The organism is Streptomyces sp. NPDC056296 (assembly GCF_042268605.1).
Lineage (GTDB): Bacteria > Actinomycetota > Actinomycetes > Streptomycetales > Streptomycetaceae > Streptomyces.
The window spans coordinates 1-16,227 of the sequence record NZ_JBHJRX010000103.1; the positions used below are offsets into that span (position 1 = coordinate 1).

A 16,227-nucleotide genomic window follows, 5' to 3' on the forward strand; every position below is an offset into this window, starting at 1 on the left:
CGCACCGAAGTCGGGCCGGCGCCGAGGCCACCGGGCCGTGGCGGCCCCGCCCTGAGCGGTACGGCGGCCCCCGCGGCCCGCAGGACGGCCCAAAGTTCACGCACCGAAGTCGGGCCGGCGCCGAGGCCACCGGGCCGTGGCGGCCCCGCCCTGAGCGGTACGGCGGCCCCCGCGGCCCGCAGGACGACCCGAAGTTCACGCACCGAAGTCGGGCCGGCGCCGAGGCCACCGGGCCGTGGCGGCCCCGCCCTGAGCGGTACGGCGGCCCCCGCGGCCCGCAGGACGGCCCAAAGTTCACGCACCGAAGTCGGGCCGGCGCCGAGGCCACCGGGCCGTGGCGGCCCCGCCCTGAGCGGTACGGCGGCCCCCGCGGCCCGCAGGACGGCCCAAAGCCGCGCACCGAAGTCGTGGCACCCGGGCGGGGTGGAAGCAAGCGTGCCCGGCCGCCGTCCTCGCCGGGGCGAGGGACAACCGGCTCCCCCGGCTCCAGCGCCGCCGCCGCGTTCCAGGAGGCGACAGCGGAGGGGACGGGGCGAGTCGGGTCCGTCCCGGGTGTCGTGTCCGTCAGGCGGACCTCGGGGGCGGGAGGCACCGGGTGCCGGATACGGTTGGAGCACCATGAGCGCTTCGCAGACCTCTGACGTTCCCACGCTTCTCGTCAAGATCTTCGGCAAGGACCGACCGGGCATCACGGCCGGCCTGTTCGACACCCTCGCCGCCTACTCCGTCGACGTGGTCGACATCGAGCAGGTCGTCACCCGTGGCCGGATCGTGCTGTGCGCGCTCGTGACCGAGCCGCCCCAAGGGCTGGAGGGCGACCTGCGGGCGACCGTCCACGGCTGGGCCGAGTCGCTGAAGCTGCAGGCGGAGATCATCTCCGGCATCGGCGACAACCGGCCGCGCGGTCTCGGCCGCTCCCTGGTCACGGTGCTCGGCCACCCGCTCACCGCGGAGGCGACCGCCGCCATAGCGGCCCGGATAACCGAGTCCGGCAGCAACATCGACCGTATCTTCCGGCTGGCCAAGTACCCGGTCACCGCCGTGGAGTTCGCGGTGTCCGGCGTGGAGACCGAGCCGCTGCGCACCGCGCTGGCCACCGAGGCCGCGGCGCTCGGTGTGGACGTCGCGGTCGTCTCGGCGGGGCTGCACCGGCGGGCGCAGCGCCTGGTCGTGATGGACGTGGACTCCACGCTGATCCAGGACGAGGTCATCGAACTGTTCGCCGCGCACGCCGGCTGCGAGGACCAGGTCGCCGAGGTGACGGCGTCCGCGATGCGCGGAGAGCTGGATTTCGAGCAGTCGCTGCACGCGCGTGTGGCGCTGCTGGCGGGGCTGGACGCCTCGGTGGTGGAGAAGGTGCGCGGCGAGGTGCGGCTGACACCGGGTGCCCGCACCCTGATCCGTACGCTGAAGCGGCTCGGCTACCAGGTGGGGGTCGTCTCCGGCGGCTTCACCCAGGTCACCGATGATCTGAAGGAGCGGCTGGGGCTGGACTTCGCCCAGGCCAACACGCTGGAGATCGTCGACGGAAAGCTGACCGGGCGGGTCACCGGGGAGATCGTCGACCGGGCGGGCAAAGCGCGGCTGCTGCGCAGGTTCGCCGCCGAGGCGGGCGTGCCGCTGTCGCAGACCGTGGCGATCGGTGACGGTGCCAACGACCTGGACATGCTGAACGCGGCCGGACTCGGCGTCGCCTTCAACGCCAAGCCGGTGGTGCGCGAGGCGGCGCACACCGCGGTGAACGTGCCGTTCCTCGACACGGTCCTGTACCTGCTGGGCATCACCCGCGAGGAGGTCGAGGCGGCGGACACGCTGGACGAGGGTCTCGGCGAGGACCTCGGCCTGCCTCTCGACCGGATCTGACCCGGCGGACGGGCGCCCGACACAGCGAGCACCCGCCACAGCCGGGCGTGGGGCGGATCAGTCGGTCGGCGCCCAGTAGTCGGCCAGGGAGGCCGTGCCCGGCTCCACGTCCTTCCAGGAGCCCGTGAAGGTCAGGACGGCGAAGGCGGCGGTCGGGAAGCCCCGGCCGCCCATCCGCTCGCGGGCCTCGTCCTCGGTCGAGCCGGCCAGGATCTCGGCGAGTCCCTCCATGCCCGGGTTGTGGCCGATCACCAGCACGTTCCGCAGGTCGTCGGGGGTCTCGTTGAGCACGGCGATCAGCTCACCGGGCGAGGCCTCGTAGATCCGCTCCTCGTAGACGGTTTTCGGCCGCTGCGGGAACTCATGGACGGCGAGCTTCCAGGTCTCCCGGGTCCGGATCGAGGTGGAGCACAGGGCCTGGTCGAAGGCGATGCCGGTATCCGCCAGCCGGCGCCCGGCCTCTGCGGCGTCCTTGCGGCCCCGATCGGCGAGCGGCCGCTCGTGGTCGGTCACCTGTGGCCAGTCGGCTTTCGCATGCCGGAAAAGGACAATCCTGCGGGGTTCTGCGACGCTCATGGCATCCAGCTTCGCATGAAACAGGCCACGGGGCGCAGGGAGTTGACATGCGGATTCACCGCCTGGGGCGCATCCGGGCGCGATCCGGCCTCAGTGCGCGGTCAGCTGCCGCACCCGCTCCAGGAGGTGGGCGATCCCGGGCTCACCGGCGGCGGCGTGGGCCTCGGAGGGGTCGAGTATCAGCAGGAACAGCGTGACGAAGGCGAGCGCGGGCAGGGCGAGGGCCCACCAGGGCAGCCGGATCTCGACGCCGCCCCGGGTCGCCTGGGGAGGCCGGGTGTGGGTAGGGGCCGACATGAGTGCCTCCGCTGGTCTTCGGGCGTCCCGGTCCGTGCTCCGCGGCCCGCCTGTCGCGGGCACATCTCGAAACTACGGAATCCGCGGGCCCCGACCCATCCGGAGGTCCACCCACTTGACCCTGACCCTCGCCCCCTAGGGGATGGGGGGTTAACCCCACCATCGGACGGACGAGGTCGGCGTCACGGGGCGGCGATCGTCGCGAGGATGCCGATGATCACGAAGATCGCGAGGAAGCCACCGAAGACGTACAGCATCTTCTTCTGGCCGTGCTGAGGGTTCGGGTCGAGGACTGGCATGAGGCAAGTCTCGCATCCGGCGCCCGCTCCGGGGCAGGCGGGCCGTCGGCCAGGGCAGGCGGCCCGCTGCCGGGATCAGCGGGCCGCCTCCTCCTCCACCGTGCGGTCGCGCCCCGCCAGGAAGCCCACCACGATCTGCGGCACCATCAGGGCGCTCATCAGCGCGATCGGCAGGCCCCAGCCCCCGCTGTGCTGGTAGAGCACGCCCACCAGCAGCGGGCCCGGGATGGAGATCAAGTAGCCGGTGCTCTGCGCGAAGGCGGACAGCTGGGCGACGCCCGCACCCGTACTGGCCCGCATTCCGACCATGGTCAGCGCGAGCGGGAAGGCGCAGTTGGAGACGCCGAGCAGCAGGGCCCAGGCCCAGGCGCCGCCGGCCGGAGCGAAGTACAGGCCGGCGTAACCGGCGAGCCCGCACACGCCCAGTACCAGCACGATCGGGCCCTGATGGGGCAGGCGGGTGGCCACGCGCGGGATGACGAAGGCGAGCGGCACGCCCATCACCATGATGACGGCGAGCAGCAGCCCCGCGGTGCCGGCGGACACGCCCGCGTCCCGGAAGATCTGCGCCATCCAGCCCATCGTGATGTAGGCGGCGGTGGCCTGGAGGCCGAAGAAGACGGCGAGCGCCCAGGCCGTACGGCTACGGGTGATCCGTAGCGGGGGCTGTTCGGCGGACGGCTCCGCCGGCCGGTCCGCACGCACGGTCGCGGGCTCGGCGGTGGACCCGTCGGCCCCGTCCCCGTCGGAAGCGTCCCGGGCGGGCGACGTCGTGGACGGTGCCTTCCGGGGCCGTACGAACGGGATCCACGGCAGGATGGCCGCCGCCCCCACCACGGCCCACACCGCGAGGCCGGGCTGCCAGTGCCCGCCCAGCGCGTTCGTGACGGGCACGGTCGCCGCGGCGGCGATCGAGGTGCCGAAGGCCAGAGCCATCGAGTACAGGCCGGTCATGGAACCGACCCGGTCCGGGAAGAAGCGCTTGACGATGACCGGCATCAGGACGTTGCTGACCGCGATGCCCATCAGGGCGAGGGCGGTAGCCGCCAGGAAGCCTGCCGTACCGCCCGCGTACGGGCGTATGAGCAGGCCCGCGGTGATGGCGACCATGCCCGCGCAGACCACCGCGCCGGGCCCGAAGCGGCGGGCCAGCCGCGGGGCGGTGACCCCGAAGACGGCGAAACAGAGCGGGGGCACGGAGGTGAGCAGTCCGGCCACGCTGCCGCTCATGCCGAGCCCGTCGCGGACCTCTTCCAGGAGCGCGCCCAGGCTCGTGATGGCGGGGCGCAGGTTGAACGCGGCCAGGACGATGCCGAGGAGGAGCAGGCGGGTCGTCCACGTCGTCCACGCGCGCGTGGATGGCGCCTCGGGCGTCGTGCCGGGTACCTGGGCCTGGTGCGCGGCCGACTCGCCGAGGGTCGCGGACTCAGAGGTTTTCGCCCGAGTCTCCGTTCGCGTTTCCGTCCGAGTCTCCGTTCGTGTTTCCGTCCGGGTTTCGTCACTAGCCATGAGACCCATCATAGAATCATGGGATGATTGATTGTCCACTCGCGTGCGAAGGTGAGCCATGCCCCTGAGTCACCCCCGTCGTTCGGCGCTGTCCGAGCAGGTCATCGCGGCACTGCGCCAGCAGATCGCCTCGGGCGAGTGGCCGGTCGGCTCCCGCATCCCGACCGAGCCCGAACTGGTCGAACAGCTCGGCGTCGCCCGGAACACGGTCCGTGAGGCGGTCCGCGCGCTGGCCCACAACGGCCTGCTGGACATCCGCCAGGGCTCCGGTACGTACGTCGTGGCGACCAGCGAGCTGGCGGGGGTGATGCAGCGCCGCTTCGCCGACGCCGACCCCCGGCACATCGCCGAGCTGCGTTCGACCCTGGAGTCCGCCGCCGCCCGGCTCGCCGCCGAGCGGCGCACGGAGAAGGACCTCAAGCAGCTCGACGCGCTGCTGGTGCGCCGCGAGGAGGCCTGGGAGTCGGGCGACACGGAGGCGTTCGTGACCGCGGACGCGACCTTCCACCTGGCCGTCGTGGCCGCCTCGCACAACGACGTGATGACCGCCATGTACGCGGACCTCGGCGAGGTGATGCGGGACTGGCTGCGCGACGACGTCGGCAGCGAGCTGACGCCGGAGACGCACATGGACCACACGCGGCTGGTCGACGCCGTCCGCGCGGGGGACGCCGGGACCGCCGCGGAGGAGGCGGCCGGCTATCCGTTCCTGTGCCGCCCGGGCCGGCTCAGCTCGCCCGCTGGTGACTGACCCACGCCGCCCGGACCTCCTTCCAGCACCGTCCGTCCAGACGTACGGTCTGCGCGGGCCCGGCCTGGACCGCCGAACCGTCGCTGTCGAGGTCCCATCAGCGGGCGCACTCGACGTGCAGACGCACGTGGTCGGTCTCCGGGTACGGGTTGTGGCAGTAGGCGGTCACGTCGGAGTCGTCGACGCGAACCCTGCATTCGGCGCCGAACAGCTGTCCCGACGCGGTGTCCGCGGCAGGCACGCGCGCGTGGGACACGGCTTCGTACGGCAGGATCAGCACGCACGCGAGGGCGACGGTCGCTGAGGCCAGGCGAGGGAGCAGACGCACAAGGACCTCCTCGGCCGTACTGGGGAGGGAAAACGCGTGGTGAACCCGTGCTTCAGCGTGCGCCGCCGGCCGCGCCGCCGCCCGGCCGACTGGGCCGAACGGGTGACACGCCGAGGGCCCGCACCCGAGAAGGATGCGGGCCCCGGAAGGGCGACCGGTCAGGCGCCGATGGCGTGCAGGCCACCGTCCACGTGGACGATCTCGCCCGTGGTCTTCGGGAACCAGTCGCTCAGCAGCGCGACGACACCGCGGCCGGCCGGCTCCGGGTCCTTCAGGTCCCACTCCAGCGGGGAGCGGCTGTCCCACACCGAGGCCAGCTCGCCGAAGCCCGGGATGGACTTGGCGGCCATGGAGCCGAGCGGGCCGGCCGAGACCAGGTTGCAGCGGATGTTCTGCTTGCCCAGGTCACGGGCCATGTAGCGGCTGGTGGCCTCCAGGGCGGCCTTGGCCGGGCCCATCCAGTCGTACTGCGGCCAGGCGAACTGCGCGTCGAAGGTCAGGCCGACGACCGAGCCGCCGTTCTGCATCAGCGGCAGGCAGGCCATCGTGAGCGACTTCAGGGAGTACGCCGAGACGTGCATGGCGGTGGCGACCGACTCGAACGGCGTGTTGAGGAAGTTGCCGCCGAGCGCGTCCTGCGGGGCGAAGCCGATGGAGTGGACGACGCCGTCGAGGCCGCCCAGCTCCTCGCCGACGATGTCGGCCAGGCGCCCGAGGTGCTCGTCGTTGGTGACGTCCAGCTCGATGACCTTGGTGGGCTTGGGCAGCTTCTTGGCGATGCGCTCGGTCAGCGTGGGCCGCGGGAACGCGGTCAGGATGACCTCGGCGCCCTGCTCCTGGGCCAGCTTGGCGGTGTGGAAGGCGATGGAGGCCTCCGTCAGCACACCGGTGATCAGGACGCGCTTGCCCTCGAGAATTCCGCTCATGGTGATCAGTGACCCATTCCCAGTCCGCCGTCAACGGGGATGACGGCTCCAGTGATGTACGAGGCGTCGTCCGAGGCGAGGAAGCGCACCGCCGCGGCGATCTCCTCGGGCTGCGCGTACCGGCCCAGCGGTACCTGCGACACGATGTTCGACCGCTGCTCGTCGGTGAGCGCCTTGGTCATGTCCGTGTCGACGAAGCCCGGCGCGACGACGTTGAAGGTGAGGTTGCGCGAGCCCAGCTCACGGGCGAGGGAGCGCGCGAAGCCGACCAGGGCGGCCTTGGAGGCGGCGTAGTTCGCCTGCCCCGCGGAGCCGAGCAGCCCGACCACCGACGAGATGAGCACGACGCGGCCCTTCTTGGCCCGCAGCATGCCGCGGTTGGCGCGCTTGACGACGCGGAAGGTGCCGGTGAGGTTGGTGTCGACGACGGAGGTGAAGTCCTCCTCGGACATGCGCATCAGGAGCTGGTCCTTGGTGACGCCGGCGTTGGCGACCAGGACCTCGACGGGACCGTGCGCTTCCTCGATCTCCTTGTAGGCCTGCTCCACCTGCTCGCTGTCGGTGATGTCGCACTTGACGGCGAGGCAGCCCAATTCGGTCAGGGCCTCCGGCGGCTCACCCGAACGGTACGTGATCGCGACCTTGTCACCGGCGTCGGCGAAAGCGCGGGCGATGGCGAGGCCGATGCCCCGGTTGCCTCCGGTGACGAGAACCGAGCGGCTCAACGGATCACCCTTTCGATAGCGTTCTGGTACCCGCCCGAACCCCCGGTTGACGGGCGGCGATGACAGGCGGCTTCCTCGGAAACCTATCGGTCCCCGCCCGTCCGCAAAGACTCGGGCACCCACAGTGGCTTACGGGGCTGGCTGTCGGGTCCCTACAGTCGACAGCCCTTGTGGACACCCTGAATCAGCCGACCATGCCCGGCGCGTGAGCGGGCAACCCCTCTGCACGGGCCGTATCGAGCATCCTGCGGTCGTACGTCACTACGGCGGTCAGGTCGTCACGCAGCGACAGCGCGCTGGCCACGTGAATTGCATCCAGCGTCCTCAGGCGCCCGACCAGCAACGCCGCTCCGTCACGCACCTCCCGGGTGAGGAGAATCTCGGTGATCCGGGTGTCCAGGTCCTCCATCGCCTTGGGAAAGTGCCCCATGAGGTCCAGCGTCCTCACGGTCTCGACGAAGCCGAGGGTGCTGGTGGCGAGCGGCTCCGTGGCTCGCTCCTGGAGGAAGGCGTCCAACGCGCCCCAGTGACTGCGCCGGGTCATCCAGGTGACCAGCGCGGACGTGTCCATGTAGATCAACGGTCGTCTTCCTCGCGCTCGGCCAGGAGCACCGCCAGCGGATCGACGTCCTCCGCCACCTCGTAGTGCGGCATGCTGTGCCGGTCTGCGGTGGTGACAGGCTTCAGCTTGATCTTTCCTTGCGCCACCAGGTGCGCATATCGCTCCATGGGCCCGCCGGCCGGCGACAGTATGGCGATCACGTTGCCGTGCCGGGTGACCTGGATGGCCTCGCCCTTCTCGACACGTGCGAAGACGGCGCTCGGGTTGTATGAGAACTCGCGCACGGAAATGGTGCTCATATGGGACTCCTTCACTGCCGCAGGCATGTACCTACACCTCTTCAATTGTACCTACAGCACCTGGGCAGCGGCCCACCACGCCGCTCACTCGAGCGCGGGGCGCCCGCAGCACTTCTTGTACTTGAGCCCCGAACTGCACCAGCATGGTGCATTGCGAGGCGGGGGCCAGTCGGCCGCTTCGCCCCTGCGAGCCAGTTCCGCCGCATAGCCGGACCGCGCGGCGGATGTGTCGGGGGTCCCGCCGGCCTCGCGCACGTGCGCCTCCAGGCCGCTCACCGTTGCCCGACCGACCGCGAGGCGTGTCCCGCCCTGGTCGGAAAGCTCCAGCAGCGTACGTTCGACCTGCCGCAAGTGTCCGGCGTGGTCGTCGCCGTAGGCGTCCGCAGAGGTGGGCCAGCGGGCCAGAAGTTCCTCGAAATCGGCAGCCGGCCAGAACAGGACGCAAGTGACGCGGGGCCGGACTCGAGAGGCCTGATAGGCCGCGGCCTCCTCATGTACGGCCTTGATCTCGGCCTCCATCATCTCCGGGTCGGTCTCCCAGGTGGCACGTTGCCGTCGGGGATCGTGCAGTTCGTCCAGCGGGCGTGCGGGTCCGAGCAGGGAGGAGCGGGCCTCGTGCAACTTGTGGGCGAGGTCGTCGCAGTCGTCGTGAGGCTCGCCAAGGAGTCGGCGGACGCGGTGACGACCGGTGACGAGTTGCTCGATCTCCATCGCACGCTCGGCTCCCTCCACGGACGCGGCGGTGAGTGGTGTGCCCGGACCGATGGCGTGGGTGATCCCGGCGGTGAACCACTCCGCGGCCGCCCGGGGTTCGTCTTTCGATTCCAGCAATTCAGCCACGTAGTGCCACGGTCCGGGGTCCTTGGGGTGGCGCGCCCGCAACTCCGCGATCGCTGTCCGAGCCTCCTCCGCGCGCCCTGTGTCCCAGAGTGCTTCGGCCCGGTAGGCCCGGACCATCTCCGGCTCCTCGCAGCCCTCCTTCAGCAGCCGGTCGTAAATGGCGAGCGCACGATGGAACTCTTTGGCCAGAGCCCACTCGCTCGCTGCCTCCCGCAGTGTCTCCTCCCGGTACTCGGGATACCGGTCGGCCGACTCCTCCATCGCGGCGGCGGCTTCCGTCCCGGAGAGGTAGACACGGGAGGCGGGCTGAGACTCGTACGTGCGACGCTCCCGAGTCTTCGGGTTGGTCTTCTTGCGGTGGCGCTTGCTGGACATTCTCCTCAACTTAGCGGCGGGCAGCGGCGATCCGCACGCGTCGTCGCTCAGCGGGCACTTTCGGGTGAAATCGTCAAGACTCGTGGAGCTGAGCCGACGACTCCGCCCGGATGTGAAGCATCACCCCGGCCAGTTCCTCTATACGGGCCCGCAGTTGACGGTACGGCAGGGACAGATCGACCACGTGGCGGTAGAGCCGGACCATCTTGCCGGCCACGGGCACCTCCATGCGGTTCTCGCTCCCGGCAGCGGATACGAGGTGCCCTTCGCCGACGCCGAGGCGCACGCAATAGGCGAACATCTGATACAAGTCGGCCCGTTTCGTACCGTCCTTGTATTTGGCGTCCACGATGATCGCCGGGACGAGGCGGCGGCCACCGTCGGACGGCGGGAGGTAGTGGATGAGGTCGGGTTTCAGTAGCTCCTTCTTGCCCAGATCCAGGTAGTGGTCCCGGTCGCAGGGCTCGGCACGGCCGCCGGCACGGCGCCTCAGTTCCTCACCCAGCGCGGCGGCGAGGAATGTCTCGAACACCCGCCACATCTCCAGCAGCAGGCCGTCGACCAGGACCCGGCGGCCGTCGTCCAGTTCGTACGACGCGCCGCGCAGGATCAGCTCGGCGAGTCCGAGAGCCCGGTGGTAGCGGGTGTTGAGCCGGTTCGCCGTCCAGGTGGAGAGCGGTGCTCCCGGCCGTGGGGCGGTGACCCCGTCCAGCTGGACCACGATTCTGCGCAGCCGTGCTCTGAGCGTGGGATCGAGGCCGGGGAGTCCGAGCAGTCGGCGAGCGGCACCGAGCAGGAGCCGGTTCTCAGCGATGTCGGGTGTGTGGTCGTCATAGGTGACTTCCAGGGGCAGGGCAAGGCCCGGCCTGCGGCGCAGCTGGGCCGGGGCACGAAGTCGGCCCCGCAGCATCGGAAGGGTGTCTTCGACCTCGCGGTAGCCCAGAAGCACGCCGGGCCGAAGGGCTCGGTCGGCTGCTTCGGTGAAGGCGTGGCCGACGGCCGGCAGCAGCTCATGACGGGCCCCGGCCTCCACGGGCTCGTCCGACCACTGTGCGTGTCCCGTGGCGTAGGCCAGCAGGTAGAGGAGTCGGTCCACGGGGATCTTGGGGGTGATGCGCAGTTGTACGGCGGAGTCGTCACCGCCGAGTCTGACGCCCCCGACCATGGCTTTGGCGCGAAGCTCGTACCGGTCCCTGGTGCCTCGCCTCTGGCGTCCGGCGGGTTTGATGTCGACGAGTTTCGCAGCGCGTTCGCTCGTCAGGACGTGGGCCTGGCCCGGACTGAGCGTCCAGGTACTCCAGCCCTCGCCCTCGGTGAGGTCGATTCGGGTGAGGGCTGATGGTGTGGTGGTCATGCGTCGGCCTGAGCCGGTTCGTCATTGCCTGTGGCCGGGGTGGCGGTTTCGGTATCGGTGTCGGCCGCTGCCGGGCGCGGGATCTGGACAGGCTCCGGTGCCGGGATCGGAGGCAGGTCTTCCCGCAGCGAGGCCAGGCCGTACTGAGCGTTGATGTCGATGTCGTCGCCCCAGTGATAGTCGGCGAGCAACGGCAGGAGCTGGGTGCGCCACAGCCGTTCGAGCGCCGCCGGGCCGGTGTGCACTGCCGACCGCATGAAGTACGAAGGTCCGATACGGAAGTCCCGGTCGCCGGACGGATGCTCACCGATGCGTTCGTTCAGGGCATCGAGCAGCAGCGCGGTTTCCTGGGAGAACTGCTTCTTCTCCAGCCAGCGGCGGAGCATGGAGGCGGTCGGGTCCGTGCTCGGGTGGAGTTCCATGAATGAGAAGCGCCGGCGCATGGCCGCGTCCATCAGGGCGATGGAGCGGTCGGAGGTGTTCATGGTGCCGAGAAGCACCAGGTTGGGCGGGAGCCGGAAGCGGCGGCCCTCATCCGAGCCGTAAAGAAGGTGGACGAACTCCTTTCGGTATTCGAGGAGGAAGTAGAGCTCGCCGAAGACCTTTGCGAGGTTGCCCCTGTTGATCTCGTCGATGACCAGCACGAAGACCTCTGCCGGGCGACGGCGGGCCGCGTTCGCCAACCTCTTGAGGGGGCCTTCGACCAGGTCGAAGGCGATGCCGGAACCGGATCCCGTGTCGGTTCCGCGGCCGTCTCCCTTCCCCGCGCTGTCGGCAGGCGTGGCACGTACCGCCCTTGGCCTGAAACCTTCGAAAAAGTCCTCGTAGGAGTAGGCCGGGTGGAACTGGACCAGCCGGAAGTTGGCCTCACGTCCTCCGGTGAGATGACGGGCCAGGGCGAGAGCCGTGTACGTCTTGCCGGTGCCCGGAGGCCCGTGGAAGATCAGCTGGGGCCGGTCCCGGAGCAGCTCCACGCACTCCTGGAGCCAGGAGGTGTCCTCCATGGTCAGCTCGTCGGCCAGCTCCTGAGTCGCGTCGGGCAGCACCGCCGCCTCGGACCCCTCGGTGGGCGCCTGGTCGGGCTCCTCGTCGAGCAGGACCTCCAGGTCCCCCGTGAATTCCGTCAGCTCGACCAGCCGCAGTTCAGGGTTGCCGAGAGGGCCCTCCATCTCCCTCGGCAGGTGCCGGTACAGGTCCAAGGGGGCGTCCAGGTTGCTCCAGTTCACGGTGCGCTGGAGGCTGACGCCGCCGCCTCCGGCAACCTGGCGGGCGGGGCCGGTGACCGTGCCGAGGTAGGTGTTGCCGCCGTCGGTGGTCACCACGATGTCCCCTTCCCGCATGCGGGACAGGAAGGTGTGGAACTCCTCGGCGGTCTGCACACGGAGGCTCTGGCTCAGGCTTGAGTACGCCTCGTCGACAGCCTGCCGCACTTGCTCCTGGGTGAAGCCGTCGTCGAGAACCGGCAACCGGTCTGCGGGTACGGAGCAGATCCCCTTCTCCTGCCAGAGCCCGTTGATCAGGCTCTTGCCCCGACTGTCGTCGCCACGGACAAGCCAGGCCCTGCGTGGCGGCTCCGTCTCAGTGACGGTGTCTCCACGGGCGGGAACCAAGTCGTTGATCTCCGCCGCGTCGAGAGCCCGATCGAGCAGCGCCCGGACGGCGCTCGCGCTGGATGCGGGCTCGTCGTAAACACCGTCCCGGACGAGCAGATTGCGCCATTCATCGAGTTCCACGGGAGAGAGTCCCAGCTCCTCGGGGACCTCTCCGTCATCTCCGAGAGCGAGGTGCCAGCCCTCGGGACGGGGCCCTTGAAGCCAGGGAAGCAGGAAATCCGCGTCCAGTCCGTGGTGCTCCGCCAGGTCGGCCACCCTGATCCACTTGCCGGTGTCCGGCAGCGCCGCGAGTGTCTCCGTGGCGGCCTCGAAGGCCGCGCGCTCGCTGTCCCAGTAACCATAGGAATTCCGGGCATGCGCGAGGAAGTCCGCCGCGTCGAACGTTTTGAGTGCCTCGCGGCCAGGCCCCGTGAGCCGCCACTGCCGTCCGGTCTTGCGCAGCCAGCCGGCCTTGCCGAGGTTGATGCTCTCGTAGCGGAGCCGCTTCTCGACCGCGGTCTCCACTTCGGGAAAGGACGCATGCCAGTCGCCCTCCAGGTCCGGGTCCTCCGCCTGGACCAGCTCCCAGACCTGCCGGAACGCGAGGCCGTGCCCTTCCGGCTGCCGCGCCAGAATCCGTGCGGCCACCCGCACCACCCGCGCGGTCAGCTCGAATGCGGTGGTCATGGACTCCCCCTCGCCCTCGCCTCAGCCAGTACTTCTCATCCCCGGATTGGTCACGCGAGATCGCCTGCCAATGCCGTACAAGATAACGGCGGCCACTGACAATCATCTGCCGAGGGGACGGCGCCGCAGGTCAGCAGTCGGACGGTCCGAGGTACTTATGGCGGGCCCTCGGCCGGTCAGAGGGCACACTCCATCGGCACCCTGCACCGGATCTGCTTCCCGATCGGCGACCGGCACACCTGCCACCCCGGCGCGAGCAGGTCCAACAGCCGCAGTCCGCGCCCGGACTCCGCCTCCGGGTCGTGCAACGCAACGCCACGAGACCTCGGTAGCAAACGCGGGTCCGGATCATGGACATTGACCGCGATGCCGAACACAGCCACGTACACCTCCACCACCAGCGGTACGTGGTCCCCGCAGGCCCGCACCGAATTGCCGACGAGCTCGGACACGACCAGCTGCGCGGCTTCGGCGGCCTCCGAGTCGGCGCCGTAGTCCGCCAGCACCTTGACGGTCAGTCCGCGCAGGAGGCGGAACGCGTCAGCGGACGCGCTGATGTGGGCGGCGAATCCCTGGCTGCGGTGGCGGAGGTAGAGGCCCGGGGCCGGTGGCGGGAAGGGGTGGAGGGCTTGGGGGCCCGTGTCTTCGTCGACAAGCTGGTGGCGGGCGGGGACGGGGCAGGGTCAGGGCTGGGCATAGGTCCTCCGGTCCGGGATGTACGCGGATTCGTGAGCCAAGTCGTTCTGCATAGCTTCGCGTTCAGCTCCACAGCGCTCTCCCGATACTGATGATTCCCCCCTAAGGTCGCAAGTTTTCTACCCAATCTAGTGAATGGACGACAAGACTCGGTTCCTGCGCGTGAGCTGGTCGTGCAAGACTGCCGATATGCCCAACTCTCCGCTGGTCCCAACGGTCCGTCGCAGGCGTCTCGGCGCGACGCTGCGGCGGCTGCGCAACGACGCTGGGATGACGCTCGACGAGGCGGCGGCCACTATGGGGTGGAAGGGCCCGAAGCTGTCCAAGATCGAGAGCGCCAACCAAGCCGTCAGGGCGGGCGATGTCACAGCACTGCTGAAGGCCTACGGCATAAGCGATCCGAATGTGTGCCAAGCGCTGGAGAACTTGGCCAAGGACGCGGGCAAGAAGGGATGGTGGCAGACCTACAGCGGGATCGTCTCGCCGTCCTACGCGGACTACATCTCTCTGGAGTCCGATGCAGAGGCGATCTGTGCATGGTCTCCACTGGTCATTCCCGGGCTCCTTCAGACTGCCGCATACGCTCGCGAGACCATCGCTGGCGTCACAACCTCCCGGACGTCGGAGGAGGTCGCCGCGCTGGCTGAAGTACGGCTCGCACGCCAGTCCGTACTCACCCGCCCCGGCTCACCCCTTGAACTCTGGGCGATCATTCACGAAGCCGCACTCCTCCAGCGCTTCGCCGTGCGGCCGACGACCATGCGAGACCAGCTGCGACGCCTGCTAGACACGGCCGACATGCCGAATGTCACGGTTCAACTGATGCCGCTGGACTGCACCACGCACCCCGGCATGCTGGGCGGGTTCAGTCTGGCCTGCTTCCCCCCGCCCATGCCCGCCGTCGTGCTCTTGGAAAATCTCAGTGGCGCGGCTTACGTTGAGGGCGACGACGCGGCACCCTTCACCAAAGCCTTCGACCGCATCCGTGCCACGGCCCTCTCGGTGGAGGACTCGCTCGCACGGTTTGCTCACATGGAAGAAGGCCACAGGAAGTGAACGACGCGAAGGCTGAGCTGTATGCCTACGACCTCTCTACTGCGATATGGCGCAAGTCCTCAGCCAGCGGAGCGGAGCACGACTGCGTCGAAGTCACCGACCTCCCCGACGGCGGTAAGGCCGTTCGTGACTCGAAGCGGCCAGAGGCCGTGCCCTTGCGGTACACCGCGTCCGAGTGGGCCGCGTTCCGCAAGGGCGTGATGTCCGGGGAATTCTGACCCGACAGCGCATACCCCGATGGCCGCACTCCGAGAAGTGTTGAGGCGGCCATCGGCTTGTTCAGGACCAGAAACCGAGCTGTTCGTCGACCCCCACCTCGGCAACGCTGAACAGCCCGCCCCCGGCGTCCGGTTCGTCGCTCGGTGCTCTCGCCCCGGCCGGCTCAGGGGCCGGCGGGGGTTTGGGGGTGGTCCGCTCCGGCCGGGTGAGCGGGCTGCGGCCAGGCGCGTGGCGGGGGCCCCGGCCAGGGGGTGGCGTCATGGCCGGGTTGACGTACGCGTCGCCGGATTCGGCCGCCTCCTCCATCTCCCTGTAGATCGTGATGATTCTGTCCCTGGTCCGCTTGAAGAGGTCCGGAGACCTGTTCCGGAACGCACGGAAGCTGTCCAGAACCAGGTCGATGTCGGCTTCTGGGAGCCCGTAGAGGTGGAAATACGCGGCATCCAACTCGGCTCGGATCTCGAAGCGGCGGTCCTCGTTCCAGACGAACGGGGGGTTCTCGTCGCCGAGGTGGCGGGCGAAGGGGGACATCTCGTAAGACGTATAGGTGATTTCGAGGACTCTCTCGCGGACCCAGGAGCCCAAGGTCCTGCCGCTGAGCCAGGGGGCCTGACGGGTATAGACGTCGGGGGACAGGATCGGAAGCTGTTCCAGGTAGGTGTAGGTGAGATGTGCGCCCGAGATCTTCTGCCGTGCGGCGAAATCCAGGACGAATGCGGAGAGATTGGCCAGAAGTCCGACCAGAGGGAGGTCTTGCCTGAGCGGCAGCAATAGCGGCGTGGTGTGGCCTACCGCTGTACGCGGCAGAACAGAAGCGATCACCGTACGCTCGTCCGAAGCCCGACACACATCCCGCCACCCCATCAGCCAGTCGTGCCGCCACTCCGTCTCCGGCTGCATCGGCTCCCCCGCCAGCCGATCGTCAACCTGTTCTTCCAGAATCCAGTAGCGAGGCACCGGCACCTTAGCCGGATTTTGATGCGCCTCAACATCGAACCGAGGCAGCGTGCCCTTGTTGACCTGGGCCTGCGTCGCGTTCTCGTATGTTGCGAAGCGACCGTCGAAGTGATGCGCGAACTTGCCCTCATACAGCGGCAGAGCGCGCTCCTCCTCACGGACGAAGACCGTTCCCTTCTGGACCCAGCCGCCCCTATCGAGAGTCTCTGTTGTCAGGAACAGGGGCCTTGACCCCGAATCCTGAACACGGGTTATGCGGCTGGTGCAAGCGTAGTTGGTGTGAGGTGGAAGGCGTTCTCGAAGGCGATCGGTGATC

The 16,227-nt window shown here is 69.3% G+C and carries 16 protein-coding genes and 2 pseudogenes; 4 read left to right on the plus strand and 14 right to left on the minus strand.

Annotated features, from left to right (window positions below; translation table 11 throughout):
• Positions 1–618 precede the first annotated feature (618 nt).
• Entirely contained in the window at positions 619–1,863 is a 1,245-nt protein-coding gene (gene serB / locus ACFCZF_RS39455) for a phosphoserine phosphatase SerB (protein WP_376675767.1), read from the plus strand.
• Positions 1,864–1,920: 57 nt separating this feature from the next.
• Here the strand turns inward: serB and ACFCZF_RS39460 are convergent, their stop codons facing one another.
• From ACFCZF_RS39460 to ACFCZF_RS39475, 4 genes are all read right to left on the minus strand, one after another.
• Positions 1,921–2,439, minus strand: a complete 519-nt coding sequence (locus ACFCZF_RS39460; RefSeq protein ID WP_375920292.1) for a histidine phosphatase family protein — start codon at positions 2,437–2,439, stop codon at positions 1,921–1,923.
• Between the two features lie 90 nt (positions 2,440–2,529).
• Positions 2,530–2,736 carry a hypothetical protein gene (locus ACFCZF_RS39465; RefSeq protein WP_376675768.1) on the minus strand — a complete coding sequence of 69 codons (207 nt, stop codon included), beginning with the start codon at positions 2,734–2,736 and terminating at the stop codon, positions 2,530–2,532.
• Positions 2,737–2,918: 182 nt separating this feature from the next.
• The gene (locus tag ACFCZF_RS39470; RefSeq protein ID WP_376675769.1) at positions 2,919–3,035 is read right to left on the minus strand and encodes an SGM_5486 family transporter-associated protein; all 117 of its coding nucleotides are present in this window, start codon (positions 3,033–3,035) and stop codon (positions 2,919–2,921) included.
• A 75-nt stretch (positions 3,036–3,110) separates the two neighbouring features.
• Positions 3,111–4,544: a CynX/NimT family MFS transporter gene (locus ACFCZF_RS39475; protein ID WP_376675770.1), complete on the minus strand. Its 1,434-nt coding sequence runs from the start codon at positions 4,542–4,544 to the stop codon at positions 3,111–3,113.
• A 58-nt stretch (positions 4,545–4,602) separates the two neighbouring features.
• Between ACFCZF_RS39475 and ACFCZF_RS39480 the strand changes: the two genes are divergently transcribed.
• Complete coding sequence (locus ACFCZF_RS39480; protein WP_376675771.1) at positions 4,603–5,295, plus strand: FadR/GntR family transcriptional regulator; 693 nt, start codon at positions 4,603–4,605, stop codon at positions 5,293–5,295.
• Here the strand turns inward: ACFCZF_RS39480 and ACFCZF_RS39485 are convergent.
• From ACFCZF_RS39485 to ACFCZF_RS39525, 9 genes and pseudogenes are all read right to left on the minus strand, one after another.
• Positions 5,273–5,623, minus strand: a pseudogene (locus ACFCZF_RS39485) (hypothetical protein). The gene ACFCZF_RS39480 and the pseudogene ACFCZF_RS39485 overlap by 23 nt on opposite strands.
• Positions 5,624–5,781: 158 nt before the next feature.
• Positions 5,782–6,549 carry an enoyl-ACP reductase FabI gene (fabI, locus tag ACFCZF_RS39490; protein ID WP_375920275.1) on the minus strand — a complete coding sequence of 256 codons (768 nt, stop codon included), beginning with the start codon at positions 6,547–6,549 and terminating at the stop codon, positions 5,782–5,784.
• Positions 6,550–6,554: 5 nt separating this feature from the next.
• Entirely contained in the window at positions 6,555–7,274 is a 720-nt protein-coding gene (fabG, locus tag ACFCZF_RS39495; RefSeq protein WP_375920272.1) for a 3-oxoacyl-[acyl-carrier-protein] reductase, read from the minus strand.
• A 184-nt stretch (positions 7,275–7,458) separates the two neighbouring features.
• A complete protein-coding gene (locus ACFCZF_RS39500) occupies positions 7,459–7,845 on the minus strand; it encodes a type II toxin-antitoxin system VapC family toxin (protein WP_376675775.1) in 387 nt (128 codons plus the stop codon).
• Between the two features lie 5 nt (positions 7,846–7,850).
• Complete coding sequence (locus tag ACFCZF_RS39505; RefSeq protein WP_375924907.1) at positions 7,851–8,135, minus strand: type II toxin-antitoxin system Phd/YefM family antitoxin; 285 nt, start codon at positions 8,133–8,135, stop codon at positions 7,851–7,853.
• 84 nt (positions 8,136–8,219) lie between these two features.
• Positions 8,220–9,350 carry an SEC-C metal-binding domain-containing protein gene (locus ACFCZF_RS39510; RefSeq protein WP_376675772.1) on the minus strand — a complete coding sequence of 377 codons (1,131 nt, stop codon included), beginning with the start codon at positions 9,348–9,350 and terminating at the stop codon, positions 8,220–8,222.
• Between the two features lie 73 nt (positions 9,351–9,423).
• The gene (locus ACFCZF_RS39515) at positions 9,424–10,704 is read right to left on the minus strand and encodes an McrC family protein (RefSeq protein ID WP_376675773.1); all 1,281 of its coding nucleotides are present in this window, start codon (positions 10,702–10,704) and stop codon (positions 9,424–9,426) included.
• Complete coding sequence (locus ACFCZF_RS39520) at positions 10,701–12,983, minus strand: AAA family ATPase (RefSeq protein WP_375924912.1); 2,283 nt, start codon at positions 12,981–12,983, stop codon at positions 10,701–10,703. Before ACFCZF_RS39520 ends, ACFCZF_RS39515 begins: the two co-directional genes overlap by 4 nt.
• Positions 12,984–13,159: 176 nt before the next feature.
• Positions 13,160–13,540: an ATP-binding protein gene (locus ACFCZF_RS39525; RefSeq protein WP_376675776.1), complete on the minus strand. Its 381-nt coding sequence runs from the start codon at positions 13,538–13,540 to the stop codon at positions 13,160–13,162.
• Between the two features lie 328 nt (positions 13,541–13,868).
• Between ACFCZF_RS39525 and ACFCZF_RS39530 the strand changes: the two genes are divergently transcribed.
• Together ACFCZF_RS39530 and ACFCZF_RS39535 are read left to right on the plus strand one after the other, a co-directional pair.
• Positions 13,869–14,735 carry a helix-turn-helix domain-containing protein gene (locus ACFCZF_RS39530; protein WP_375924918.1) on the plus strand — a complete coding sequence of 289 codons (867 nt, stop codon included), beginning with the start codon at positions 13,869–13,871 and terminating at the stop codon, positions 14,733–14,735.
• Positions 14,732–14,953, plus strand: coding sequence for a DUF397 domain-containing protein (locus ACFCZF_RS39535; protein ID WP_376675774.1), 222 nt, complete (start codon positions 14,732–14,734; stop codon positions 14,951–14,953). Before ACFCZF_RS39530 ends, ACFCZF_RS39535 begins: the two co-directional genes overlap by 4 nt.
• A 61-nt stretch (positions 14,954–15,014) precedes the next feature.
• Here ACFCZF_RS39535 and ACFCZF_RS39540 read toward each other — a convergent pair.
• Positions 15,015–16,227, minus strand: a pseudogene (locus ACFCZF_RS39540) (hypothetical protein); the annotation flags it as partial.